The following is a 24,553-nucleotide window of genomic DNA, read 5'->3' as shown; positions in this document are numbered from 1 at the left end:
ACCTCGATCCGATCCCGCAAGCTTTTTAATCACCCCTGTTTCGGCATGGCGGACCGGCGTTGTGACAGCAGCTGGATCAAGGCTGTATCGTTGTGCGCTTCCAGGGTCAGCAGCGCCCGATAGGGATCGCCCGGCAGATGCAGCATGTGTGCAAAGGCCGGTTCGGTTTTCATACCGGCCTGTTTCAGTGCCCGGATCGCCGGGCGCAGGCTGGGGTCCAGTGACAGCAACCGTGCCTCTACCAGCATATGCCGCCAGCCCATCTGCCGCTCCAGTGGAACATCCTGCACGAAAATCTCGACAGGCAGACCGTCCAGCGCAAAGGCAGCTACCAGGGCGGGGCCGTCGGTCACCTGTGTCTGGCGGCGCGTATAGCCTGCTTCCAGGCCGAATCCAGCGTCCAGCACGGCGGCGAAGCGGGCGGGGGCGGCGGCGACCAGTATGTCGAGGTCGGAGCCATCGACGGCAATGTCGATGGGAAAGGTGCCGACGAGCGCGCTGTCGGCACCTTTCAGCCGGTCAAACGGGCGGTGTTGCGACAGGATTGCGAAGGCCCGGCGCTGATCCTCACTGCCGTGTGCCAGGAAGGACCAGTCGCGGAAATCGGGCAACCCGTTAGGCATGAGTGCCCGGCTTGATCCGCTCCCCGAAAATCGCTGTGCCGACGCGCACGAAGCTGGCACCCAGGCGCACCGCCAACTCGTAATCCCCGCTCATGCCCATCGATACCTCGCGAAGGCCGTGACGTTGGGCCAGATCGGAGAGCAGGGCGAAGAAGGGGGCCGGTTCCTGATCGGCGGGCGGTATGCACATCAGGCCGTCAATGGTGAGGCCATGAACATCGCGGCATTCATCCAGAAAGGCGGCCAGGTCGGCCGGTGCGATGCCGGCCTTCTGCGGTTCCGCCCCCACATTCACCTCCACGAACAGGCGGGGCAGGCGGCCCTGTTTGCGCCCTTCCTCGGCCAGGGCGGCGGCCAGTTTGGGGCGGTCGAGCGTCTGGATCACATCGAACAGGGAGACGGCTTCCTTGACTTTGTTGGTCTGCAACGGCCCGATCAAATGCAGTTCGATATCGGGATAGCGTTCACGCGCGCCGGGGAACTTGGCTTTCGCCTCCTGCACCCGGTTCTCCCCGAACAGCCGGTGGCCGGCGGACAGGGCCGACTCCAGCTTTTCCACAGGCTGCACCTTGGACACTGCTATCAGGCGGGCAGCACCGGCCGGGCGCCCGGCCTCTGCGGCGGCTTTGTCGATGCGGGCCTTGATCTCAGCTAGGTTGGCGGCCACATCGTTGGCGGGATCGGTCATGGTTGGCTTCTCGTGCAATTCATCGGGGCCTGGCGGGCCATCGGCCTTGTTTTCGCCCCATCACGCACGTAAAGCCCTTCCTGTCCGCCCCGTCAATCCCGTGGCCGTGCGCCATCGCCGATATGGATGTGATCTTGCCCCGCCTGTCCCGCGCCATCCGCACCGCCGCCGTCAGCTTGCTGGCCGTGTTCCCCGCCGCCGGTGAAACGGTGGAGTTCACGGGGCGCGGTGTAGGACAGGGTGCCGTCGTGCGCTCCGGCGAGGGACATGATATTTTCGGCGCCTATGCCGCGACGGGGGAGGGGACGATCACCACCGATAGCGGGCTTGGCCTGTCGCTAACCGCCACCGTGGGGTCGGGCGATTATCAGAAAAGCCTGGACCGGCCGGGGCGCAACGACCAGTTGACGGTGAATGAGGTCTTCCTAACCGTCAATTCAGCCTGGGGCCGGCTGCGCATCGGCGATGAGGATGGCGCGGCCAAGCGGGCCGTCGATCTGCTGCCGCTGCTGGCGGGTGGGCAGATGGATGGGATGTGGACCGGCATCGCCGGCACGGCCCCACCCATCGACCATCTGGGCCGCGACAGTGATGATGCCACCAAGCTGCTGTACGAGACGCCGCGCGTCATGGGTCTGCGCTTGGGTGTGTCCTATGCGCCAAAGCGCGACAGTCTGGTGGAGGATATCGCCAAGCAGACGCCAGGCCGTTTCGATCGCGATCTCTGGGAGATCGGCCTGAACTACCAGGGCGATATCGACGCTGTTTCCTATGAACTGGCCGCCGGCTATGTCACCGCCGACAGCCGCAATCCCCTGTTGGGTGATACTGAAAGCCTGAAGCTGGCGGCACTGGCGCTGTATGGCGGGTTTTCGGGCAGCGTGATCTACGTGGATGATGGTGACAGCGGTCGTTTGAATGGCGATGACGCGACCAGCACCACCCTGATGGCCTCTTACGAGAACGGTCCTTATGGTGCGGCCCTATGGTGGCAGGGGGTGAGCCCGGATATCAGCCAGGATTATGACGCCTATGGCGCTGGCCTGTCCTGGCGCATCCTGGATGAAACCAGCCTCAGCCTGGATACCGTCCGCTATGAGGGCCGGCGGCGCGGTTGGGTGGGGACGCTGGGGGTTGAGGCGCGATTTTAAGGTAGCTCCCTACCGAAACCCCTTCCCTTCCATGTGAAATTCGCCCATCTACCGCGCTTGACCGGCAGGTGCCCGCCGGTCAAAAGTCGCGCTCCATCTATTTCCAACTCCTATCAGGGGAAAAGCCATGTCGTCGGCTGAAGTGCCCGTTTCCAGCGTCCAGGTTGCCATTACGCTGCCCGATGGCAGCGTGCGGACCTATGCGCAGGGCACTACCGGGGCCGACGTGGCCGCCTCCATCGCCAAGTCGCTCGCCAAGGCCGCCCTGGCCGTGAAGATCGACGGCGTTGTCCGTGATTTGGCTCTGCCGTTGCAGGCCGATTGCAATCTGGCGATCGTCACGGACAAGAACGAGGCCGACGCGCTGGAGCTGATCCGGCACGATGCCGCGCACATCATGGCCGAAGCCGTGCAGGAACTGTATCCCGGCACGCAGGTGACGATCGGCCCGGCCATCGCCACGGGCTTTTACTATGATTTCGCGCGTGACACGCCGTTCACGCCCGACGATCTGGTGAAGATCGAAAGGCGCATGCACGAGATCGTGGACGAGAACCGACCCTTCACGCGCGAGGAATGGGACCGGACCGAGGCCATCGAGCATTTCAAGTCCATCGGTGAGAAGTACAAGGCCCAGATCATCGAGGATCTGCCGGCCTCTGAAACCATCACCATCTATCGTCAGGGCAAGTGGTACGACCTATGCCGTGGCCCGCACCTGCCCACCACGGGCCGGGTCGGCCATGCTTTCAAGCTGATGAAGGTGGCCGGTGCCTATTGGCGCGGCGATGCCAAGAACGCCATGTTGCAGCGTATCTATGGCACGGCCTGGCGCACCGAAAAGGAACTGGCCGATCACCTGCACCAGATTGAAGAGGCCGAAAAGCGCGACCATCGCAAGCTGGGCCGCGAAATGGACCTGTTCCATGTGCAGGAAGAGGCGACAGGGTCGGTGTTCTGGCACCCCAAGGGCTGGGCGCTTTACCGGTCGCTGGAAAACTATATCCGCGCCAAACTGGTCACCGCCAACTATGTCGAAGTGCGCACGCCGCAGCTCTATGATTCGAGCCTGTTCAAGGCGTCGGGTCATTGGGACCTTTATGGCGACAACATGTTCAAGGTCCGGGAATCGGTTTCCGAGGACGGGGTGGAGAAGTATCTGGGCGTGAAGCCTATGAACTGCCCCGCCCATGTGCAGATTTTCCGCCAGGGCCTGAAGTCCTATCGCGACCTGCCGCTGCGCATGGCCGAGTTTGGGAATTGCCACCGCAATGAGCCGTCGGGCGCCCTGCACGGTATCCTGCGCGTGCGCAATTTCACCCAGGATGATGCGCATATTTTCTGTACCGAAGATCAGGTCGGCAGCGAGGCGAAGGAATATTTCGCCTTGCAGCTGGGCGTCTATAAGGACCTGGGCTTTGACAAGATCGCGGTGAAGCTGGCCCTGCGCCCCGACAACCGTCTGGGTGACGATGCCACCTGGGACAAGGCCGAGGAAAGCCTGCGGGTGGCTCTGCGCGCCAACGGTTTGGAGTTCGAGGAGCTGCCCGGTGAGGGCGCGTTCTATGGCCCCAAAGTGGAGTTCCACCTGACCGACGCCATCGGACGCTCCTGGCAGTGCGGCACCTTGCAGCTGGATTTCCAGCTGCCGGAGCGGCTGGACGCCAGCTATATCGGGCAGGATGGGGCCAAGCATCGGCCGGTCATGCTGCACCGGGCCATCCTGGGCAGCCTGGAACGCTTTATCGGCATGATGATCGAACATTATGCTGGCAAGTTCCCGCTCTGGCTGGCGCCCACCCAGGTGACGGTGGCCACCATCGTGTCGGACGCCGATGCCTATGCCGAACAGGTGGCGGCCAAGCTGCGCCGGGCCGGTCTGCGGGTCGAGCTGGACGTCCGCAACGAGAAGATCAACCTGAAGGTCCGCGAACATTCGCTCCAGAAGGTACCCGTCATGCTGGTCGTCGGTGCGCGTGAGGCGGAGCAGGGAACCGTCGCCGTGCGTCGTCTTGGCTCCAATGCGCAGGAAATCCTTGCCCTTGACGCGGCCATTGCTAATCTGTCGGAAGAGGCGCGTCCGCCCGCGGATACGTCCTCGACCGATTCTGCGTTCTAAAACTACCCCGAACCCCGTATAATAACGGACCGCCGCCCGCCCGCGCGCCAAAGCTGCCGCCGGGCGGCGATCCCAGGAAAACAGGAGAAGTTTCCATAGCCAGGCCTACCTCCCAAGACCGCGAACCCCAACGCGACGGTCCACGCATCAACCGCGAAATCAATGTCCGCTCCGTGCGTCTGGTTGACGCCGAGGGCGAGATGGTTGGTGTCGTCAGCCTGCGCGACGCCCTGTACGCCGCGGAAGAGGCAGGGCTTGACCTTGTCGAGGTCAGCCCCAACGCTGATCCGCCCGTCTGCAAGATCCTCGACTATGGCAAGTACAAGTACGAGGCGCAGAAGAAGGCCAACGAGGCCCGCAAGAAGCAGAAGATCATCGAGGTCAAGGAAATCAAGCTGCGTCCGAACATCGACGAGCATGATTACGAGATCAAGATGAAGGCTATGCGCCGCTTCCTGGAAGAGGGCGACAAGGTCAAGGTCACCATGCGTTTCCGTGGCCGTGAAATGGCGCACCAGGACATCGGCATGAACGTGCTGGTCAAGGTGCGCGAGGCGCTGGACGATCTGGGTAAGGTCGAACAGATGCCGAAGCTGGAAGGCAAGCAGATGATCATGGTTCTGGCGCCGCGCTGACCGGCTGCCCCCGATGATCAAAATGAAAAGGCCGCATCCTCCAGGATGCGGCCTTTTCTTTTGGCGTTTGGAATGGTCAATGTGCGGTCGGTTTTTCCGGCGCGACATAGCGGAAGCTGATGCTCTTGGCCTGGGTGCCCTGGTTCTCGGGCCGCCGCGACTCGAACTTTGTGGACTGGTTGGGGAACAAGCGGCGTACGGGCGGTACGATGCGCCAGGCGTACAGTTCCTTACCGTCTTCCCCCACGGCCACGGCCTGGATATCGGGCACATCCCGCTGGCTGTCGGACTTGTTGGCGATCTCTCCCGATACGAACAGCATGTTGATGCCTTCGATGTCGCGGATTTCAACCTTGGTGGTCTTGGGGTCACCCGGTTCCGACAAGCCCGTGCCCGGCAGTTCCGCCAGCCCCGCCATTTCATAGAGCGGGAAGGCGGCGGGCCAGGCCTGGATGATCATGTCCTTGCCATAGAACAGCCCGGCCCCGATGCCGCCCACGGCCAGTACCAGTCCGGCCCAGGCCGCCATCGCGGCTCGGCGCGCCTTGGACTGGCCGGGAAGGGCCGGCAGGTTGCTACCTTTCGGGATGGGGCGGGGCCGGAAGGGTCGTGCCAGCCCCATATCATCGGCGTCGGCGTCGAATCGCTTGGAATCGAATCCGTCGCTGTCGCCATCCCCGCCCAGATCCCCGAATCCAGCCAGATCATCGCTCGGCGGATCATCGAACAGGTTGCCACGTGGCTCCTCCATGGGCGGCGGGGGAGGCGGGGGCGGTGGGGGGGGAGAGACGGCGTTGCGGGCCGCAGGACGGCCTGCTGGCGCACTGCCCCCGCCGGCACCGGGTCGTTCCACCACGGCCAGCGGTGCCTTTGCCGGTGCTGCCGGACGTTGTGCGGCGGGGGCGCGCTGTGCAGGTGTCGGCGCTGCTGCGGGACGGGAAGGCGGCGGTGGTGCCACCGCCATGCTTGGTTCAGCGAACCAGACGTTCCCGCACTGGCCGCATTTCACCTTGCGGCCCGCACCCAGAAGACGCCCGTCGAGCATGAAGCGTTTTGCGCAGGACGGACAGGACAGGATCATCGGGTCGGGGCGCCGGGGTATGGGTGGATCGGAAATCGGAATGCGAACGGCGATGCCGTCCGCGCCAATCCCTTATAGGCGGGCGCGGGCATCCTGTGCAAGGACGGGGGCGGAAAGAAGCGCTACCTCCGTCGGACGGGGTCTGCCGGCTTTACCTTGCCGTCCGCCCATGCCATTCCTGTCGCTGACCGACGGGCCGGGATGAACGGCCCCCCACAGCCGGAACAGGGACCGATGCGCCGCCGCGCCCATTTCGACATACCGCTAAGCCAGGACGCGACGGGGCGTTTCCTGCCCTGGATCATCGCCCTGATGGTCTATCTGGCGGCGTTGGCCCTGGCCGTGTCGCTGATTCTGTCGGGTTTGGCGCGGCGCTGGGACAGCGAACTGACGGCGGGTATGACGGTACAGGTGGCGCCCACGGGTACCGCCAATGCCCGCGAACTGGACGAACGCGTGCGCAAGGTTATGGACGCCCTGTCATCCAGCGCTTTTGTTGCGACGGCCAGCCGCCTGTCGGATGCCGATGCCCGCGCCCTGGTCGAACCCTGGCTGGGCGAAGGGGCGCTGGTTTCGGAACTGCCGCTGCCGGTGCTGATCGATGTGCGTCTGGCCGACGGGGCCAATGTCGCTGACCTGTCCGAACAGCTTAACCGCGCGGCGCCTTTTGTAACGGTTGAGGATCCGGCCCGTTGGCTGGGTGACCTGCGCCGACTGGCGCGGACCGTCCAGGCCGTGTCTGTCGGCATCATCGCGCTCATCGGCGGGGCGGGCGTCATCTCCATCATCTTTGCCGCTTCCTCCGGATTCGCGGTGCATCGGCAGGAAGTGGAGCTGCTGCATGTCATGGGGGCCACCGACGGCTATGTCGCGGGGCAGTTCCAGACCCATATGCTGCGCCAGGCCTTGCTGGGCGGCGGTGTCGGCTTCCTGCTGGCGCTGGCCACGCTTTGGGGCCTGGAACAGGCGGGACAAGGGCTGGGTGCATCGCTGCTGCCCGACATGGCCCTGTCGCTGCGGGATTGGGCGTGGCTGCCTGTTGTGCCGGTGGTGGCGGCGCTGCTGGCTGCCCTGACGGCACGGCTGACCGTCATGCGGGCGCTGGGGCGTCTGCCGTGAGCGGACATCCGGCTTCCCGGCAGTTGCGCAGGCTTGTGCTGCTGGTCGCACTGCTGGCGGGGACATGGGCCGGTGGTCTGTTCCTGTTTGCGGCCTCCCTGCCGCGTCAGGCGCCTGAGGATGATGTCCGCACCGATGGCATTGTGGTGCTGACCGGCGGCAGCGAGCGGCTGTCGGTCGGGTTTGACCTGCTGCGCGCTGGCCGTGCCCGCAAACTCTTTATCTCCGGTGTCTATCGCGGCGTGGATGTGCGCGAACTGCTGGCCATCTCCTCCAAGTCGGGAAATGACCTGGAATGCTGCGTGCAGCTTGGCTATGACGCCGACGACACCGAAGGCAATGCGGTGGAAACCGCGCGCTGGATGGAAGAGGAAGGTTTCACCAGCCTGCGGGTGGTGACGGCCAATTACCATATGCCGCGCAGTCTGGTGGAATTCCGCCGCGCCCTGCCCGGCGTCACCCTGGTCCCCCACCCCGTCACCCCGCAGAAGGTGCGTCTGGACGGGTGGTGGAGCTGGCCCGGCACGGCAGAGCTGATCATTGGGGAATACAATAAATATCTGTTGGCCGTGGTCCGTGCGGCCCTGACGGCACCGCGTCCGGCAGTCTGACCCTACGGCACCGGCTATGGACAGGGCGGGGCCCTTCCGGTTAAGTGCAGGCGCCCGCCGATCTTCCGGACCAGATGCGCATGATTTTCCTTCGCTCTCTGCTGTTCAACATCCTGTTCTTTTCCTGGACGGCGGTTTACTGCACCGCGATCTTCTGGACGCTGCTATTCCCCCGACCGGTGCTGATCGCGGCCATCCGCTTCTACATGCGCAGCCTTTCCTTCCTGGAACGCCACGTCATCGGCCTTCACTATGAAGTGAAGGGTACCGAGCACCTACCCAGGGATGGCGCCTATCTGGTGGGCGCCAAGCATCAGTCGATGTGGGAGACGATGAAGCTCCACTTGCTTTTCCGCGATCCCGCGATCGTGCTGAAGCATGAGCTGATCCATATCCCGCTCTGGGGCTGGTACGCGTGGCGAGCCAGGATGATCCCCGTGAAACGCGGCAAGCGCGGGGCGGCCATCGCCTCTCTGGTGCGTGGCGCTAGACAGATGAAGGAGATGGGGCGGGAGATTGTGATCTTTCCCCAGGGAACCCGTGTGGCCGTGGGCGAGTACCGCCCCTACAAGGTCGGTATCTCGGTCCTGTACGACGAACTCAACGTGCCGCTGGTGCCTATGGCGGTGAATTCCGGCGTCTTCTGGGGTCGCAAGACCTTTCTGAAACGGCCGGGCCGCATCACCATCGAGTTCCTGCCCCCGATTCCACCGGGCCTGCCCCGGGATGTGGCCCTGTTCGAATTGGAGGCGCGGCTGGAAAGTGCCAGCAATCGGCTGGCCGTGGCCGTGGGTGGCGCCGCCACGCTGAACCCGCGCACCGCTGACCCTAGCAATGCCGGGGTGGCCCCGGTTGATGCCGAAGGCTGAAACGTCAACGCCCCGCATCTGCGGGGCGTTTTGCATTTCAGATGGCGCCTGCCTGTGATCAGCCGCGGCTCTTGAAGCTGCGCAGCTGGCTGTTCAGCTGCATGGCCAGCGTGCTCATCCGGCTGGTCGCTTCGTTATAGCGGGCGGTGATTTCCGGGGTGAAATTGCCCTTCGCCTCCGCTTCCAGGCAGGACAGATACTCCTGCGTTTCCACGATATAGGCCTTCACAGCATCCTGGGCCTGGTTCATCTCAGCCGGCGCCGCGGTGGCGCCATCGGGCACGGAGGGGGCGGTGTTGATGGCGCAGGCCGCAAAGGCGGGCGCCGGCAGCAGCGCCAGGGAGGCCAGCAGCAGGGCGGAACGGGTCTGGATCAGCATAAGGCGGTCTCCTCTTTCATGCCGCGTCGCAACATGTCTTCCGGTGTGTCGTGTAAAGACGATGCCACATTGAGGAGGAAACGCAATAGTTCGAGCTTTTACTTTTGTGCATTGCAACTAACATAAGCTATGCACGAACAACTGTCACAATTCTGCATATTTTTTACTCTAAAGGCATCGATATGATCAGATAATTATCCCGCATTCGAGATAATTCCCAATTGCCTATTTTCTGAACACTTATCAGCCTTTCGGTGACGCAGACCGCACAAATTCGCGGCCCACATCTGTCGATACCACCCCTTCCGCAGTGCGGTATGAGCGCTTATGTCTGCGGCCAGGGGCGAGACATCAGAAATTACAGGAATATCCATCGTGAAGACCAAACTGTTGATGGCGGTTGCCGCCATGCTGCTCGCCGCCACTGGTGCCGCCCGTGCCGAAGATGGTCCCTATGTCGCTGCTTCCGTCGGTGCCTTTGTCGGTAATGACTATACGCATGCGAAGACCTGGAAGACTGCCAAGGGCAACGCTGACAAGAAATATGCCAGCACCATCGCCGCTGGTTACCGGCTGGATGATTTCCGCTTCGAACTGGAAGGCGGCTTTGGTCGTCTGGCCGATATCTCGGGGACCAAGTCTGCAACCGTGACCCAGCCCAATGGCGACCTGTCCATGTGGACGGCGCTGGCCGGTGCCTATTATGACATCCCCGTCACCAAGAAGTACCAGCCCTATGTCGGTTTGGGTGGCGGTGTGGCTGACCTGAAGAATGACAGCAGCCTGCTTGTCGTCAAGGAAGGCACCCATGGCGCCCTGTTCGCCGAAGCCGGCCTGAATATGGTGGTCTGGGATGGGCTGACCGTCGCTCCCGGCTATCGCTATCTTTGGGTGGATGCCAAGGGTGGTGGGTCCGACTATGTCACCAGCCACATTGTGAAGCTGACGGCACGCGCCAGCTTCTGATGAAGTAGAACCTGCCTTTCAGGGTGGTGAAAGCCACCCTGGGGGGCAGGGATGCAAGCCCCTGTGGTGATTCCCCTTTTCACGCAGGCCGTTCGGGTCTATATACCCATCATCTTTATCCCATACGGACCGGCCAGCGACCGTCGTTGGCAGGCTGGTCTGCTTTGCGGGTGGGCCTTTGGCCCGCCTTTTTGTTTATCTGGGCTCCGCTTATCCGGCATCGCGCCGGGCGGCGGGTGGAGTTGGAACGCGAATGGACGTGCTGGAACGCATCGGTAGCATCATCACCCCCTCGGTCGAGGCCATGGGGTATGAGATCGTGCGCCTGCAGATTTCCGGTGGTGAGCGCCCGACCTTGCAGATCATGGCTGACCGCGCCGATGGCGGGGCCATGACAGTCGAGGATTGTGCCGACATTTCCCATGCCGTTTCGGCTCTGCTGGACGTAGAAGACCCGATCACGTCGGCCTATACACTTGAAGTGTCCAGCCCCGGCATCGACCGGCCGCTGACCCGTCTGAAGGATTTCGAGCGATTCAAGGGACTTGAAGCTCGTATCGAAACCCAGATGCCGATGGATGGGCGCAAGCGCTTTCGAGGCACCCTTTATGGGGTTGAGGGCGGGAATGTGCTGATCGCCCTGGACGCCAAGACCTCGCAGCCGCCCAAGCGCAAGCCGGGGGCGAAGGTTTCGGCCAAGGCGAAGCCCGTGGAAATTGATCCGGGTCTGGTAGAAGTGGCAGAGATCCCCTTTGACCAGATCGCCAAGGCCCGGCTGGAACTGACCGACGAGTTGCTGAGCATGGCGGCATCCGAACAGGGGCTGGCTGCGGGCACCGAGGGCGGGCAGATGGATGTGGACGACACGGCCAAGCCGGTGAAGCGTCCCAAGGCCGAGAAGGCGTCCAAAAAGAAGGGTCCGGGGCGTTTTGCCCGTCTGGACCAGGATGAACAGGATGTTGTGACCACCGATGGCCCCTCCGACGCCGATGCCGGCGCCGGGGTGGTCTGACGATCAGGATAGAAGGCAGGGTTCGCCAGGATGGAACTGCTTCAAGTAGCCGACGCGGTCGCCCGCGAGAAGAATATCGACAAGGAGCATGTGCTCGAAGCCATGGAGGAGGCCATCAAGAAGGCTGGCCGCTCCAAATATGGGCACGAGCATGACATCCGCGCCCGAATCGACCGCAAGACGGGCGATATCCAACTCACCCGCCACATGGAAGTGGTGGAAGAGGTGGAGAATGAGGCGGTGCAGGTAACGCTGGCCAAGGCGCGGCGCAAGAGCCCGAAGGCGCAGATCGGTGACTTCATCATTGATCCGCTGCCGCCCATCGATTTCGGCCGCATTGCCGCCCAGACCGCCAAGCAGGTCATCGTGCAGAAGGTGCGCGAGGCCGAGCGTGAGCGTCAGTACAATGAATATATCGACCGTAAGGGCGAGATCGTGAACGGTCTGGTCAAGCGCGTCGAATATGGCAATGTCACCGTCGATCTGGGCCGCGCCGAAGCCGTCCTGCGCCGGGACGAGTGCCTGCCGCGTGAGCATTTCAAGACCGGCGACCGCGTCCGCGCCTACATCTATGATGTGCGCAAGGAGCCGCGCGGGCCGCAGATCTTCCTGTCGCGCACCCATCCGATGTTCATGGCAGGCCTGTTCAAGGCCGAAGTGCCTGAAATCTATGATGGCATTATCGAGATCAAGTCGGTGGCCCGTGATCCGGGTTCCCGCGCCAAGATCGCAGTCATCTCCAAGGACAGCTCCATCGATCCCGTGGGCGCCTGCGTCGGTATGCGCGGCAGCCGCGTTCAGGCCGTGGTGGGCGAGCTGCAGGGCGAGAAGATTGACATCATCCCCTGGAAGCCCGATCCGGCCACCTTTGTCGTGAACGCACTGGCCCCGGCCGAAGTGGCCAAGGTCGTGCTGGACGATGAAGGCAACAAGATCGAGGTCGTGGTACCCGATGACCAGCTGTCGCTGGCCATTGGTCGCCGTGGTCAGAATGTCCGTCTGGCGTCGCAGCTGACGGGCTGGACCATCGACATCATGACCGAGGCCGAAGAGCGCGAGCGCCGGCAGACGGAATTCTCGTCGCGGTCGGCCCTGTTCATGGAGGCCCTGGACGTCGACGACATGATCGCTCATCTGCTGGTGAACGAAGGCTTCACCTCGGTTGAGGAAATCGCCTATGTCGACCTGGACGAACTGACCCGGATCGAGGCGTTTGACGAGGATGTGGCCGCTGAGCTGCAGAATCGCGCCGTCACGTTCCTGGAACAGCAGAACGAGATCCTGGAAACCAAGCGCCGTGAACTGGGCGTGGAAGACGATGTTGCCAATATCGAGGCGCTGTCTCCTTCCATGCTGGTCAAGCTGGGTGAAAAGGGTGTCAAGACGCTGGACGATCTGGCCGATCTGGCTGGTGACGAACTGCTGGACATCATCGGCAAGGATGCGATGACGCTGGACGAAGCCAATGAGGTGATCATGGCCGCCCGTGCGCATTGGTTCGCCGACGAAGAAGGGGCGGAAGGCTGAGGCCTTCCGACCCGTTTGAGTTTTGAGTGATTTGGGAATGCAAGGCATGAGCAGCGGCACAGATACGACGCCCGGCTATCCGCCGGAACTCGACGCCGAGGCCCAGGCCGATGAACCCGAGGCCGTGGCGGGCCGCAAAAGCCCGCTGCGCCGCTGCATCGCCAGCGGAAAGGTCCAGGACAAGGCGGGCATGGTCCGCTTCGTTGTGGGGCCAGAGCAACAGGTGGTTCCCGATGTGGACGAAACCCTGCCTGGCCGTGGGCTTTGGTTGACGGCTGATGTGGCATTGGTTGAAAAGGCCCTGAGCAAGGGGCTTTTCTCCAAGGCTGCGCGTCAGGGTGTGAAGCCCGTGCCGGACCTGTTGGCGCTTACGCGCCGGCTGATCCGCCGCCGGGCCCTCGGCTTGGTCGGTCTTGCCCGCAAGGGCGGGGGGGCCATCGCGGGTTTCGAGAAGGTACAGGCTGCATTGCGTTCCGGTTTCATAGGCCGGGCAGGCGGTGCGGGCCAAAAGGGTGTAGGGTTGTGGTTAGAGGCGTGTGACGGGTCCGACGATGGTCGGACCAAGTTGCATGCCTTGGCGCAGGCGCTGGGTGTGCCGCTGGTCGAAGTTTTCGACCGGTCGGAACTGGGGGCTGCTCTGGGCCGGGACGAGGCGGTACATGCAGTGATGGCGGCGGGTCCGCTGGCAAAGCAAGTCCGCCGTGAGGTTGCACGGCTTTCCGCCCTTGGCGGAACGGCCGCCTGAGTCATTGGGCGGATGTGTTAGGTTTCAACGGCTTACTGTCGGATTAGGGATGAGCGATACCAACGACCAAAACCGCGACAAGAAGGTGCTGACCCTGGGTGGTCGCCCGACGCTTGGACTGGGTGGGGCCAATAAGCCAAAGCAGGCGGCCCCTGCACAGCCGGCGGCGGGTGGCGGCGCAGGCGCGTCCGGCACCGTGCGCCAGAGCTTCTCGCATGGACGCGGCAAGGAAGTGGCGGTCGAGGTCAAGCGCAAGAAGACCTTCGAAAAGGGCGCCGTTCCCGGTGTGGCCGATGGTGGTGCCGCCGCCCGTCGCGCAGCGGAGGGTGCGGCTGGTGGCCGTGGCCCGCAGCCGCGTGGTAACGGGCCGCGCCAGTTGAGCGATGCCGAACGCGAGACGCGTTTGCGTGTGCTGCGCAACGCTGCTGAAGAGGCAGAGGAGCGCGCAATCCAGGAAGCGGCTGAAGCCGAAGCCCGCGCCATCGCCGAAGCTGAGGCTGCGGTCGTTGCCGAAGCAGCCGCCCGCGCCCGTGCCGAAGCCATTGCCCGCGCTGAAGCGGATGCCGCCGCCCGCGCGTCGGAGCCGTTGGACGAGGATACGGTTCGCCGCCGTGAGCTGGAAGAGCTGCGCGCTATCCAGGACGCCGAGAAGGCTGCCGCTGCCGAGGCCGAGCGCCGCCGCAAGGAAGCGGAGGACGCCCGAAAGGCCGAAGCCGCCAGCCGTACGGAAACCAGCCGCTCGCGTCACGCTGCTCCAGCCACGTCCGACGATGACCGTTCGGCACGCCCGGCCAGCAATCGTCCTGCCAACACCACGCAGGAACAGCCTGCCGCCCGTCCGCCGTTGGGCGTGACCCCGCGTCCCGGCGATTTCGAGGACGAGGATGGTCCCCGCCGCGCCAAGGTGGCTGGTGGTCCCGGCAAGGCACCCGCCAAGGTGCCCGCGGCCCCGGTCAAGGCCAAGGTCGACGACAAGCGTCGCGGTGGCAAGATGACCATCTCGCAGGCGCTGTCGGACGAAGAAGGCCGTCGTGGCCGCTCCATGGCCGCTGCCAAGCGTGCCCGTGAGCGTGAACGTCTGCGTCAGTTCGGCCGTCAGGAGACCCAGAAGGTCACCCGCGACGTCATCATCCCGGAAGTCATCACCGTTGGCGACCTCGCCAACCGTATGGCCGAGCGCGGTGCCGACGTTGTGAAGTCGCTGATGCGCATGGGCGTGATGGCCACCATCACCCAGACCATTGATGCCGATACGGCTGAACTGGTCGTGCAGGAACTGGGTCACCGTCCGGTTCGTGTTGCCGAGAGCGACGTGGAAATCGGCGTGATGGGCAACGAGGACGTGGCCGAGGATCTGGTGTCCCGTCCGCCCGTCGTGACCGTCATGGGTCACGTCGACCATGGCAAGACCTCGCTGCTGGACGCACTGCGCAAGACTGACGTGGCTGGCCGTGAGGCTGGTGGCATCACGCAGCATATCGGTGCCTATCAGGTGCAGTTGAAGTCCGGGTCGAAGATCACCTTCATTGACACGCCGGGTCACGCCGCCTTTACCGAAATGCGTGCCCGTGGTGCCAACGTCACCGACGTTGTGGTGCTGGTCGTAGCCGCCGATGACGGCGTCATGCCGCAGACGATCGAGGCTATCCGCCATGCCAAGGCGGCGGGCGTGCCGATCATCGTCGCCATCAACAAGTGCGACCTGCCGTCCGCCAAGCCGGACCGCGTCCGCCAGGAACTGCTCCAGCATGAGCTGGTCGTGGAAGGCATGGGCGGTGACGTCCTGGACGTGGAAGTGTCGGCCAAGGCCGGCATCAACCTGGACAAGCTGGAAGAAGCCATCCTGCTGCAGGCTGAAATCCTGGAGCTGAAGGCCAACCCGCGCCGCACCGCCGATGGCGTTGTGGTCGAGGCCAAGCTGGACAAGGGACGTGGCCCGGTCGCCACCGTGCTGGTGAAGCGCGGTACCGTGAAGGTAGGCGATATCGTGGTTGCCGGTTCCGAATGGGGCCGTGTCCGCGCCCTGGTCAACGATCGCGGCATCAATGTCCCCGATGCCCCGCCGGCCATGCCGGTCGAGGTGCTGGGCCTGGGCGGCGTGCCGCTGGCCGGTGAAGAGATGGTCGTGGTCGACAGCGAAAGCCGCGCCCGCGAAATCACCGAGTACCGTGCCCGCAAGAAGCGCGAAGCCGAGAGCGCCAAGTCCGGTCGTGGTTCGCTGGAACAGATGTTCAAGCAGATCCAGGCGGGCGAAGCCAAGGAACTGCCCATCGTCATCAAGGGCGACGTGCAGGGTTCGGTCGAAGCTATCTCCGGTGCCTTGGAGAAGCTGACGGCCGAGCATACCGAGGTGAAGGTGCGCGTGCTGACGTCCGGTGTGGGTGCCATCACGGAAAGCGACATCACGCTGGCCAACGCGTCCAAGGGTCTGGTTGTGGGCTTCAATGTCCGCGCCAATCCGCAGGCCCGCGACATGGCCAAGCGCGATGGCGTGGAAATCCGCTACTACTCGATCATCTACAACATCATTGATGATGTTAAGCAGATGCTGACCGGCATGCTGTCGCCGACGCTGCGGGAGAAGTTCCTGGGCAACGCGCACATTCTGCAGGTCTTCAACATCACCAAGGTCGGCAAGGTTGCGGGCTGCCGCGTCAGCGAAGGTATCGTCAAGCGCGGTGCCAAGGTCCGCCTGCTGCGCGACAATGTCGTGATCCACGAGGGTACGCTGAAGACCCTGAAGCGCATGAAGGACGAAGTCCGCGAAGTGCGCGAAGGGTTCGAATGCGGTATGGCCTTCGAAAACTACGACGACATCCGCGAAGGCGATACGATTGAAGCCTTCGAGATGGAAGAAATCGCCCGCGCCCTGTAATCGGGTTTGGGGTGACGTGACAAGGGCCGGTGCCAGGAATGGTGCCGGCCTTTTTCTTTTCCGGATTGGCCCTGACCATCCCAAGCCCCTTGTAAAGCCCAATTTCTATCTTCTGCTGGCCTTTCCTGGTTCCCCAGCGTTTCATGGGAAACGTGGAAGGAAAAGCCGCGACCCGCGCGGCGTCTGGGAGATCATAAATGCCCAAACTTGCCCAAAATCTAATCTGGATCGTCGTCGGTGTCTTCGGTGCCGCTTGCCTGGGTGGGATTGCCCTGCACCGGGGAGAGACGATCAATGCCCTGTGGTTCATCGCGGCGGCCTTTGGCATCTACGCCGTCGCCTACCGGCTTTATGCTGGCTGGATCGTTACCCGCGTGCTGGTGGCCGATCCCAGCCGGGCCACGCCGGCCCTGCGCATCAATGATGGGCGCGACTATGTGCCAACCCATCGCTGGATCACCTTCGGTCATCATTTCGCGGCCATCGCCGGTGCTGGACCGCTTGTCGGGCCGACACTGGCGGCACAGTTCGGCTATCTGCCGGGCACGCTTTGGCTGCTGACAGGTGCCGTCATCGGCGGCTGTGTGCAGGATATGGTGGTCCTCTGGGCCTCCACCCGCCGTGATGGCCGCACGCTCGGCCAGATGGCGCGGGACGAGCTGGGGCCAGTGGCCGGCGGGGCAGCCCTGGTCGGGACCCTGCTGATCATGGTGCTGATCGTGGCCGTGCTGGGTCTGGTCGTTGTCAATGCCATGAAGCACAGCCCCTGGGGCACCTTCACGGTGGCCATGACCATCCCCATCGCCATTCTGGTTGGCATTTACATGCGCAGTATCCGGCCGGGCCGGGTGCTGGAAGGATCGTTGATCGGGCTGGCGCTGCTGCTACTGGCCACTGTCGGTGGCGGCTGGGTGGCGCATGACCCGGTGCTCGGGCCGATGTTCAATTTCGATGGGCCGGCGCTGGCCCTGATGGTCATTGGCTACGGCTTCTTCGCGGCCATCATGCCGGTCTGGCTGCTGCTGGCGCCGCGTGACTATATCTCCACCTTCATCAAGATCGGCGCCATCCTGCTGCTGGCCTTCGCGGTCGTCATATTGCGGCCCGAGCTGCATATGCCGGCCCTGACCCAGTTCACTGATGGGACCGGGCCAGTGGTGGCCGGCGGGCTTTACCCGTTCCTGTTCATCACCATCGCCTGCGGTGCCGTTTCAGGCTTCCACGCCCTGATCAGTGCCGGCACCACGCCCAAGCTGATCATGTCCGAAAAGGATCTGCGGCTGGTCGGCTATGGCTCCATGGCCATGGAAAGCTTTGTCGGCGTCATGGCGCTGATCGCGGCCTGCGTGCTGGACCCTGGCGTCTATTTTGCCATCAACAGCTCTGCCGGCATTGTCGGCGCCACGCTGGAGACGGCGACGGCCACCATCACATCCTGGGGCTTCCCCGTGACGGCGGAGCATATGCAGGAACTGGCGACCGCGATGGGGGAAACGACGCTGCTGGCTCGCACGGGCGGCGCACCGTCGCTGGCCGTCGGCATGGCCCAGATCTTTGCGGGTGCCTTCGGGCAGAACCTGCTGGCGCTTTGGTATCATTTCGCCATCATGTTTGAGGCCCTGTTTATCCTGACGGCGGTGGATGCCGGCACCCGCGTGGGCCGCTTCATGCTGCAGGACCTGCTGGGCAATATCTGGCGGCCTTTGGGGAATACCAAGGCGCGGGGACCGGCCATCGTCTGTTCGGCCCTGTTCGTGGCCAGCTGGGGTTACTTCCTCTATATCGGGGTCATTGATCCCTATGGCGGCATCAATATCCTCTGGCCGCTGTTCGGCATCTCCAACCAGATGCTGGCCGCCATGGCGCTGGCCATCGCCACCACCATCATCGTGAAGAAGGGCAAGGCCGCCTATGCCTGGGTTACCGGGCTGCCAATGGCTTTCCTGGCTGTCACCACCACCTATGCCGCCTGGCTGAAACTGTTCGATCCCGACCCGCGCGTGGGCTTCCTGGCCGGAGCCAATGCGCTGGAGGGCAAGCTGGCGGCGGGGTCTCTGTCGGGCAAGGCGCTGGAATCGGCACCGCAGCTGATCTTCAATCAGCGGCTGGATGCCGGGCTGACAGTGTTCTTCATCATCGTGCTGTGGGTGATGATCATTGAGATGGCCCGCATCTCCCTGCGCCATGTGCAGGGTCAGGCGGTGCCCGCCTTGTCGGAAGCACCCTATGTCGATGTGGCAAGCTTGCCGCAGCCGACCCGTGCGGGAGGGCACTGATCATGATGGCGGGACCAGCCCATTTCCTGCGTACGGCCTGGACCGTGCTACGGGAAGTGTCGGGCGACGCAGCCTATGATCTTTACCTGGCCCGCCATCGGGAGCGCCACCCGGACCAGCCGGCACTGGACCGGGAGGCCTTCTACCTGTCGGAGTTGGACCGACGGTGGAGCGGGGTCAACCGCTGCTGCTGACGCCGGATCAGGCGTCATTGGCGGCGGGCAACTCGCCGATCGACATGGGTTCGTGGTCGGGGAAGCGGTCCAGCAGGGCGTCGGCTTCCGCGGCCACGGGGCCCCGGTCGGTAATGAAGCCAGTGATCAGCGACAAGGGCAGAATGTCGGTGCCCGGTGCCGTGATGGTGCCGGGTCCCAGCGCCTGCCAGTTGATGGCGGCGGCGGGCAGACAGACATGCAGCGGTGCGCCCGCGACCTTGGCTGCCCGCGCCAGATCACCGGTGCCGGCGGGGACCAGAACGTCGCCGCGCGCGCTGGCCCGGATGGCAGCCACGAACAGCCGCTCCACCACCCCGCGCCGGACAAGGTCCAGGGCGCCGTCAAGATCACATGGGCTGTGTGGAATGCCCGCTTCCACCATTTCCCACGCGGCCAGGGGGCCGATGGTGACGACCTGCGGCGGGGCGATATCCTCTCCCAGCACACCGCCTGTGGCCCGGCGCAGATCCACCTGCTCCTGTGCCAGGAACAGGCCGGCGGACGCCGCACCCCAGCCCACCGATGACAGCCAGCCCGGTTCAGCAGCCAGCAGCAGGGTCTGCGGCTTGCCATCGCCGCCGCCCGCACCGACTCGGCGCAGCATGCCCATGGCGTGGCGGCCAATGGCCAGGTTGCCGGCCAGTTCCTCTGCTGCGATGGCATCCGCCTCCATATAGGCGCGGTGGGCGCGTTCAGCGGGCGGGGTGACATCCAGCACCTCCCGCATCCGATCCAATACACCACGCAGCCGCGGGCAACGGGGATCGGTGGCGGACAGCGCGTGCCAGGCCGTCATGACGGGGACAATGTCGGGATCGCGCCGTGCGGCCAGGGCCAGGCCATAACCCGCCAGGACGGAAATCAGGCCCGGCCCCCGCACCACGCCGCCAACAATCGCACCCAGCACCTCACCCACAGAGGCGACACGACGAATCTGACACTGCGCGGGCAGCCCGGTCTGGTCGATGACCTCCACGCCCCAGCCGTCATCCGCCAGCCATATCGACTGGTGTCGCATGTAGCGGCGTGGAGAGACAGCAGCGGGCATGGGGTTCCTGTTTCCGTTTGCGCACCCACCATGGACCGCGGCTACGGCGCGGGTCAAGCAGCCTGACCCTGTCCGAAAGCACGGGGGATGATTTTTGCCCCGCTAAGCGGCGGACAGTTGTTCAACAAAACCGCTAACATTGCGGCGAAGGTCGCCCGCCTGTCCGGCCACGCCATTGGCCGTGCTGGTGACCTGGCGAGAGGTTTCCCCGGTTTCGCCCGCAACACCGACCAGACCGTCCAGATCCTGACGGATATCCTCCGTCCCGACCGCTGCCGCCTGCACGTTGCGGGTGATCTCGGCAGTGGCGGCGGACTGTTCCTCCACCGCTGCGGCGATGGCGCCCGTCATGCTGCGGATCTGGTCGATCGCGGTGACGATGCCGCCGATGGCCCCGACGGACCCACGCGTGGCACTCTGCACCCCCTCCACCCGGCGCCGGATATCCTCCGTCGCGGATGCCGTCTGGTTGGCCAGCGCCTTTACCTCCGAGGCTACGATGGCGAAGCCGCGTCCCGCATCGCCGGCCCGCGCCGCCTCGATGGTGGCATTTAGTGCCAGCAGGTTGGTCTGAGCCGCGATCCCGTCGATAAGGTCCACGATCTGCCCAATCTGGCCCACCGTATCGGCCAGATCGGCAATATCGCGGGCCGTGCGCTGGGCGCCATCGGCCCCCTCGCCGGCCAGGGCTGCCACCTGTGTTGCCTGCCGGCTGATCTCCCTGATGGAAGCGGCCAGTTCCTCCGTGGCTGCGGCCACGGTCTGAACATTCGCACTGGTGCGGTTCGATGCCTCGGCGGCGGCGCTGGTGCGGTCGGCGGCGGCGGTGGCGGCGCGCTGCAACCCGCCGGCCTGGTTCTGCAAACCATCCGCATTGCCAGCCAGTTCGGTGACAATCGCCTCCATCCGTCCCACGAATTCCTTCACCAGACGTTCGCGGTTGGCCCGGCGTGTGGCCATGGCGGCCTCTGCTTCCTTCTGCTCTTGGGCCAGCCGTTCCGCCCGCTCCATCCCGTCGCGGAAGACGGCGACCGCGCGGGCCATTTCCCCGATCTCATCCAACCGGTCAGTGTCGGCCAGTTTGACCTGCAGGTCATTGGCGGCCAGCCGGCCCATGGCCCCGATCAACCGGTTCAGGGGCGAGGTTACGCCTTTCAGTGCCACCACCAGCGACAGGCCGATACCGCCCAGGGTGCCCAGCAGCGCCGTCAGTGACAAGGTCCAGCTGGTCAGCCGTTCCAGGGCATGCAGTTCACCCGTCAGGGCTGCAACCGCCTTTTCCAGTTGCGTGATGTAGGGATCGGTCTGTTCGGAGGCCGTGCGTTCGGTGCTGCGTACCTTGTCCCGGAACAGAGCATGCGCATCGGCACCTTTGCCATCCACGGCCAGGGTCCGCACCTCCCGCAGGGCAGCGATCACCGGGGTCTGGCTGGCTGCGATGGCGGCGGGATCACTGCCTGGTACGGGCGGCGGCAGGGTGCGCATGGTGGCCACCGCTTCTTCCATGGTCGCCAGCCTTTTATCGAACCGGGTGGCGATGGGGGCACGACCATCGGCAGGTTCGAAGATCAGGTTCAGGGCGTCGCGCTGCAACGCGCGGCTGGTGGAGCGCAACTCGCCGGCGGCCAGTGCCGCCTCATTCGCCCGGTTCAACGCCTCGGTTGCGCTATTGACGCGCGCCTTGGACCACAGCGCCGTGGCCGTCACAACCAGCGCGACTACCGACAGGATGGCCACAGGGGCCAGGATCTTCATGGAAAGACGCATCGATGCCGCTCCCTTTTTGACCAAACGCCGTGAAACGGAAGGGAAAGCCGGGCCAATGAAAGTCCGGGCAGATATATGCAGATGGGAAAAGAGGATACGCCGGTCCAGGCAAGGGGGAAGGGCAATTCCCGCTGCCAATGGATAGGGTTCCTACTTTTTCCTCTAGTCGCCGGTTTGGAACGCCGGCGAAGCGGCATGAATAAGGGGCACGCCATCGAAACGGCGTGCCCCGTCACAAAATAGGATTTCAGCCAATCAGCACCCGCAGGGCAAAGGCCTCCATCGCATCGGGCAGATAATCGGCCAGGCCGGGGGCCAGGGCATCGTAGCGCGCCCGGAAATCGGGATGCGCGCGATAGATGTCGGCCAAGCCCGCATAGGCATTGGCATCGGGGCGTCGGCCCCAACTGGCAGCTACCCAGTCCAGATGACGGTTCAGCAGCGGGTCCAGACGGGGATCATCAGCCTCGATCCCGTCGCGCAGGGCCTGGGCGATGGCGCTCTCCACGGCTGCCAGTTCGGCCATGTGGGCCGATTGATCCAGACCGGCCATGGCCTGCTTGGCACGGTCGATATCGGCCCGCACGGCGGCGCCATGACGCTCGGCCAGCCAATCCTCATATCCCGCCTGTTTCTCGGGGCTGAACCCCTGGTACAAAGTTTCGGCATCCATCACGGATTTTCCTTCCAGTAGTGTGATGGTGCGGTCGATGGTGGTGACCAGGGCGCGGTACCGTTCCGCCTCGGCCAGCAGGTGCCGGCGCTGGACGCGCAGGGTGTCCAGCCGGTCAAAGCCAGGGGCGTCCAACACCCGCGCAATCCTGGATAAAGGCAGCCCCAATTCCCGGTGCAGGAGGATCTGCTGCAGGCGCAGCAGTTCGTCTGTCCCGTAATAGCGATAGCCGTTATCCCCCGTTACGGCGGGTCGCAGCAGACCGATATGGTCGTAATGGTGCAGGGTGCGCACCGACACACCGGCCAGTCGCGACAATTGGCTGACGGTATAACGGCTCATCCCCCGGTCCCTTCCATGTTCCACACGCCCACCCTTGCTGGGCTATGACGCGGCGTCAGGGTCAAGGGGGAAATTAAAACAGATCGTCGATCTCGCTCTGATCCATGGTGACGGTGGGGTTGTTGTCCTGGACGCTGCCATGGACAATGGCGCTGCCCCGGTCGACCAGGGCCTGCAGGCGCTGCCAGTAGTCGGCAGCGGTGAAGCCCAGCATGTCGGCATCGTCGCGCATGGCCGACAGGTTGGCCACCGCCTCCACGATCAGGCTGTTCATATCGTTGATCACATCGTCGAACGGTGCCCGGAATTCGAGGGGCACATGATCATAGGCTTCGATGGCCAGCGGCGCGAAGGCTAGGCCCGAATCCTCGAAATGCTGACGATAGGTTTTGGGCGTCCAGGCCACGATCTCGTCCAGCATGTCGGGCATGTCGCCCAACATGGACAGCAACATGATCACTTCATTGAAATGATTGAAGTAATCTGTCGACAGCAATGTCCTGTCGTCGATCGTCGTATCACGGACAAGTTGGCGGTAATGGTCGAGCATGGACGTATCTTGCATGGCATGGTCTCCATACCACAATGTTCGCTAACAATATCCCTAAAATTGCATCTACCCTGTCATCCCCACACCTCAAACCCATTTCCCTGTTGAATAATCCTTGGGCTGATATTGCGGGGAAGGGAAGTGGTAAGTCCCTATCCTTACGGTGTTTCCAGTTTCCCTGGCTGCCACCCCCGGGCGCACAGCAGCACCTCTTCTGCCGTTGCCCCTTGCTCGCGCAGGATGCGGATTCCTGTGGCGCCGTCGCGTTTGGACAGGCGTTCCCCGCGGTTGTTCAACAGCAGATCGTGGTGGTGGTAATCGGGCACCGGTAGGGACAGCAGCGCCTGGAGCAGGCGATGAACATGGGTAGCATGGAACAGGTCCACACCGCGCGTCACTAGGCTCACGTCCTGGATGGCATCATCGACGGTGACCGACAGGTGATAAGAGGTACGGACATCGCGCCGCGCCAGGACGATATCGCCCAGCAGGCCGGTATCGGCGGGCACCGTGCCCCGCCCCCGGTCATGCCAGACCAGGGGGCCTGTCAGGGCGGCGGCCTGTGCGACGTTCAGGCGGATGGCATGCGGTTCTCCCGCCGCCATGCGGGCCGCCGCGACATCTGGTAACACATGCCGGCAAATACCAGGATAAAGCGGCCCCTCTGGCCCCATGGCCACCAGATGCGGGGCATTGCCTGCCCGCGCAATCTCATCCGCGATATCCTTGCGTGAGCAGAAGCAGGGGTAGGTGACGCCCAGGGCCGCCAGCCGGTCGAGCGCGGCGGCATAGTCATCCATATGGTCGGATTGCCGTCGCACCGGTTCCTCCCAGCGGAAGCCAATCCAGGCCAAGTCCTCCTTCAGCATCACCTCATATTCCGGGCGGCAGCGGTTGGGGTCGATATCCTCAATCCGCAGCAGAAAACGTCCGCCGGCCTGTTTTGCGGCATTCACGGCGAATAGACAGGAATGGACATGGCCCAGATGCAGGAAGCCTGTCGGGCTTGGCGCGAATCGGGTAATGACGGGGAGGACGGGTTCAGTCATGCACAGGCACCCTGGATGGGGGCGGCGCCCCTGCTCTCACGACATATACCCCCAATGGGTGGCGGGTCACAAGCCAAGCGACCACAAGGGCTTGCGTGTCGTTTCTGTTGCAGGCGCGTGATAATTGCGGATTACGCATGCCGGGCGGGTTGCCAGAAGGGGTCGGGCCGTTATATCAAGATGCCCGACGTTCTGGCCTGCCGCCAACCTGTCCGCCGCCCGATGCCGACGGT

The 24,553-nt window shown here is 63.9% G+C and carries 22 protein-coding genes; 13 read left to right on the top strand and 9 right to left on the bottom strand.

The features are described from left to right. Positions 1-29: 29 nt before the first annotated feature. Together C0V82_RS10190 and C0V82_RS10185 are read right to left on the bottom strand one after the other, a co-directional pair. Entirely contained in the window at positions 30-623 is a 594-nt protein-coding gene (locus C0V82_RS10190; protein ID WP_102112246.1) for a DUF4269 domain-containing protein, read from the bottom strand. After that, positions 616-1,311: a YggS family pyridoxal phosphate-dependent enzyme gene (locus C0V82_RS10185; protein ID WP_102112245.1), complete on the bottom strand. Its 696-nt coding sequence runs from the start codon at positions 1,309-1,311 to the stop codon at positions 616-618. Before C0V82_RS10185 ends, C0V82_RS10190 begins: the two co-directional genes overlap by 8 nt. Before the next feature lie 134 nt (positions 1,312-1,445). On the opposite strand from C0V82_RS10185, the gene C0V82_RS10180 reads away from it, so the two are divergent. The 3 genes from C0V82_RS10180 to infC all read left to right on the top strand — a co-directional run bounded on the left by C0V82_RS10180 (position 1,446) and on the right by infC (position 5,216). Next, positions 1,446-2,462 carry a porin gene (locus C0V82_RS10180; RefSeq protein ID WP_158659850.1) on the top strand — a complete coding sequence of 339 codons (1,017 nt, stop codon included), beginning with the start codon at positions 1,446-1,448 and terminating at the stop codon, positions 2,460-2,462. Between the two features lie 127 nt (positions 2,463-2,589). Beyond that, positions 2,590-4,581, top strand: coding sequence for a threonine--tRNA ligase (thrS, locus tag C0V82_RS10175; RefSeq protein ID WP_102112243.1), 1,992 nt, complete (start codon positions 2,590-2,592; stop codon positions 4,579-4,581). A 95-nt stretch (positions 4,582-4,676) separates the two neighbouring features. Next, the gene (infC, locus tag C0V82_RS10170; RefSeq protein ID WP_102112242.1) at positions 4,677-5,216 is read left to right on the top strand and encodes a translation initiation factor IF-3; all 540 of its coding nucleotides are present in this window, start codon (positions 4,677-4,679) and stop codon (positions 5,214-5,216) included. A gap of 76 nt (positions 5,217-5,292) precedes the next feature. Here infC and C0V82_RS10165 read toward each other — a convergent pair whose 3' ends face one another. Further along, positions 5,293-6,297 (bottom strand): zinc-ribbon domain-containing protein, encoded by a 1,005-nt coding sequence (locus C0V82_RS10165; protein WP_102112241.1) that lies wholly within the window; start codon positions 6,295-6,297, stop codon positions 5,293-5,295. A 234-nt stretch (positions 6,298-6,531) separates the two neighbouring features. On the opposite strand from C0V82_RS10165, the gene C0V82_RS10160 reads away from it, so the two are divergent. From C0V82_RS10160 to C0V82_RS10150, 3 genes are all read left to right on the top strand, one after another. Further along, positions 6,532-7,416 carry a cell division protein FtsX gene (locus tag C0V82_RS10160; protein ID WP_245924055.1) on the top strand — a complete coding sequence of 295 codons (885 nt, stop codon included), beginning with the start codon at positions 6,532-6,534 and terminating at the stop codon, positions 7,414-7,416. Beyond that, positions 7,413-8,027 carry a YdcF family protein gene (locus C0V82_RS10155; RefSeq protein ID WP_102112239.1) on the top strand — a complete coding sequence of 205 codons (615 nt, stop codon included), beginning with the start codon at positions 7,413-7,415 and terminating at the stop codon, positions 8,025-8,027. The genes C0V82_RS10160 and C0V82_RS10155 overlap by 4 nt, the downstream gene beginning before the upstream one ends. An 80-nt stretch (positions 8,028-8,107) precedes the next feature. After that, positions 8,108-8,896: a lysophospholipid acyltransferase family protein gene (locus C0V82_RS10150; protein ID WP_102113360.1), complete on the top strand. Its 789-nt coding sequence runs from the start codon at positions 8,108-8,110 to the stop codon at positions 8,894-8,896. 58 nt (positions 8,897-8,954) lie between these two features. Here the strand turns inward: C0V82_RS10150 and C0V82_RS10145 are convergent, their stop codons facing one another. Beyond that, a complete protein-coding gene (locus C0V82_RS10145; RefSeq protein WP_102112238.1) occupies positions 8,955-9,275 on the bottom strand; it encodes a hypothetical protein in 321 nt (106 codons plus the stop codon). 375 nt (positions 9,276-9,650) lie between these two features. Here C0V82_RS10145 and C0V82_RS10140 point away from each other — a divergent pair, with 375 nt between their 5' ends. From C0V82_RS10140 to C0V82_RS10110, 7 genes are all read left to right on the top strand, one after another. Further along, entirely contained in the window at positions 9,651-10,241 is a 591-nt protein-coding gene (locus C0V82_RS10140) for an outer membrane beta-barrel protein (protein WP_158659848.1), read from the top strand. 253 nt (positions 10,242-10,494) lie between these two features. Beyond that, a complete protein-coding gene (gene rimP / locus C0V82_RS10135; protein ID WP_102112236.1) occupies positions 10,495-11,253 on the top strand; it encodes a ribosome maturation factor RimP in 759 nt (252 codons plus the stop codon). A gap of 30 nt (positions 11,254-11,283) precedes the next feature. Next, positions 11,284-12,780, top strand: a complete 1,497-nt coding sequence (nusA, locus tag C0V82_RS10130; RefSeq protein WP_102112235.1) for a transcription termination factor NusA — start codon at positions 11,284-11,286, stop codon at positions 12,778-12,780. 46 nt (positions 12,781-12,826) lie between these two features. Next, positions 12,827-13,525 carry an RNA-binding protein gene (locus tag C0V82_RS10125; protein WP_245924054.1) on the top strand — a complete coding sequence of 233 codons (699 nt, stop codon included), beginning with the start codon at positions 12,827-12,829 and terminating at the stop codon, positions 13,523-13,525. A 49-nt stretch (positions 13,526-13,574) separates the two neighbouring features. Further along, positions 13,575-16,400: a translation initiation factor IF-2 gene (gene infB / locus C0V82_RS10120; protein WP_102112233.1), complete on the top strand. Its 2,826-nt coding sequence runs from the start codon at positions 13,575-13,577 to the stop codon at positions 16,398-16,400. A 197-nt stretch (positions 16,401-16,597) separates the two neighbouring features. Beyond that, positions 16,598-18,676, top strand: a complete 2,079-nt coding sequence (locus C0V82_RS10115) for a carbon starvation CstA family protein (protein ID WP_102112232.1) — start codon at positions 16,598-16,600, stop codon at positions 18,674-18,676. A gap of 2 nt (positions 18,677-18,678) precedes the next feature. Further along, complete coding sequence (locus tag C0V82_RS10110) at positions 18,679-18,870, top strand: YbdD/YjiX family protein (protein WP_102112231.1); 192 nt, start codon at positions 18,679-18,681, stop codon at positions 18,868-18,870. 7 nt (positions 18,871-18,877) lie between these two features. Here the strand turns inward: C0V82_RS10110 and C0V82_RS10105 are convergent, their stop codons facing one another. The 5 genes from C0V82_RS10105 to gluQRS form a co-directional block, all read right to left on the bottom strand. After that, entirely contained in the window at positions 18,878-19,939 is a 1,062-nt protein-coding gene (locus tag C0V82_RS10105; RefSeq protein WP_158659847.1) for a translation initiation factor eIF-2B alpha/beta/delta subunit family protein, read from the bottom strand. 102 nt (positions 19,940-20,041) lie between these two features. Next, entirely contained in the window at positions 20,042-21,706 is a 1,665-nt protein-coding gene (locus C0V82_RS10100; protein ID WP_102112229.1) for a methyl-accepting chemotaxis protein, read from the bottom strand. Between the two features lie 247 nt (positions 21,707-21,953). Further along, positions 21,954-22,721, bottom strand: coding sequence for a MerR family transcriptional regulator (locus C0V82_RS10095; RefSeq protein ID WP_102112228.1), 768 nt, complete (start codon positions 22,719-22,721; stop codon positions 21,954-21,956). A 73-nt stretch (positions 22,722-22,794) separates the two neighbouring features. Next, positions 22,795-23,286, bottom strand: a complete 492-nt coding sequence (locus tag C0V82_RS10090) for a hypothetical protein (protein ID WP_102112227.1) — start codon at positions 23,284-23,286, stop codon at positions 22,795-22,797. Between the two features lie 143 nt (positions 23,287-23,429). Then, positions 23,430-24,320: a tRNA glutamyl-Q(34) synthetase GluQRS gene (gluQRS, locus tag C0V82_RS10085; protein ID WP_102112226.1), complete on the bottom strand. Its 891-nt coding sequence runs from the start codon at positions 24,318-24,320 to the stop codon at positions 23,430-23,432. Positions 24,321-24,553 lie beyond the last annotated feature (233 nt).

Origin of the sequence: Niveispirillum cyanobacteriorum (genome assembly GCF_002868735.1) — a bacterium.
In the GTDB taxonomy this organism is placed as follows: domain Bacteria; phylum Pseudomonadota; class Alphaproteobacteria; order Azospirillales; family Azospirillaceae; genus Niveispirillum; species Niveispirillum cyanobacteriorum.
This window is presented reverse-complemented; position numbering and strand designations above follow the sequence as displayed.

Excerpts from the sequence above, each read along its gene's own strand:
- C0V82_RS10190 (WP_102112246.1), bottom strand. The coding sequence starts at position 623 with ATGCCTAACGGGTTGCCCGATTTCCGCGACTGGTCCTTCCTGGCACAC.
- C0V82_RS10185 (WP_102112245.1), bottom strand. The coding sequence starts at position 1,311 with ATGACCGATCCCGCCAACGATGTGGCCGCCAACCTAGCTGAGATCAAG.
- thrS (WP_102112243.1), top strand. The coding sequence starts at position 2,590 with ATGTCGTCGGCTGAAGTGCCCGTTTCCAGCGTCCAGGTTGCCATTACG.
- C0V82_RS10165 (WP_102112241.1), bottom strand. The coding sequence starts at position 6,297 with ATGATCCTGTCCTGTCCGTCCTGCGCAAAACGCTTCATGCTCGACGGG.
- C0V82_RS10160 (WP_245924055.1), top strand. The coding sequence starts at position 6,532 with ATGCGCCGCCGCGCCCATTTCGACATACCGCTAAGCCAGGACGCGACG.
- C0V82_RS10150 (WP_102113360.1), top strand. The coding sequence starts at position 8,108 with ATGATTTTCCTTCGCTCTCTGCTGTTCAACATCCTGTTCTTTTCCTGG.
- C0V82_RS10145 (WP_102112238.1), bottom strand. The coding sequence starts at position 9,275 with ATGCTGATCCAGACCCGTTCCGCCCTGCTGCTGGCCTCCCTGGCGCTG.
- rimP (WP_102112236.1), top strand. The coding sequence starts at position 10,495 with ATGGACGTGCTGGAACGCATCGGTAGCATCATCACCCCCTCGGTCGAG.
- nusA (WP_102112235.1), top strand. The coding sequence starts at position 11,284 with ATGGAACTGCTTCAAGTAGCCGACGCGGTCGCCCGCGAGAAGAATATC.
- C0V82_RS10125 (WP_245924054.1), top strand. The coding sequence starts at position 12,827 with ATGAGCAGCGGCACAGATACGACGCCCGGCTATCCGCCGGAACTCGAC.
- infB (WP_102112233.1), top strand. The coding sequence starts at position 13,575 with ATGAGCGATACCAACGACCAAAACCGCGACAAGAAGGTGCTGACCCTG.
- C0V82_RS10115 (WP_102112232.1), top strand. The coding sequence starts at position 16,598 with ATGCCCAAACTTGCCCAAAATCTAATCTGGATCGTCGTCGGTGTCTTC.
- C0V82_RS10110 (WP_102112231.1), top strand. The coding sequence starts at position 18,679 with ATGATGGCGGGACCAGCCCATTTCCTGCGTACGGCCTGGACCGTGCTA.
- C0V82_RS10105 (WP_158659847.1), bottom strand. The coding sequence starts at position 19,939 with ATGCCCGCTGCTGTCTCTCCACGCCGCTACATGCGACACCAGTCGATA.
- C0V82_RS10100 (WP_102112229.1), bottom strand. The coding sequence starts at position 21,706 with ATGCGTCTTTCCATGAAGATCCTGGCCCCTGTGGCCATCCTGTCGGTA.
- C0V82_RS10095 (WP_102112228.1), bottom strand. The coding sequence starts at position 22,721 with ATGAGCCGTTATACCGTCAGCCAATTGTCGCGACTGGCCGGTGTGTCG.
- C0V82_RS10090 (WP_102112227.1), bottom strand. The coding sequence starts at position 23,286 with ATGCAAGATACGTCCATGCTCGACCATTACCGCCAACTTGTCCGTGAT.
- gluQRS (WP_102112226.1), bottom strand. The coding sequence starts at position 24,320 with ATGACTGAACCCGTCCTCCCCGTCATTACCCGATTCGCGCCAAGCCCG.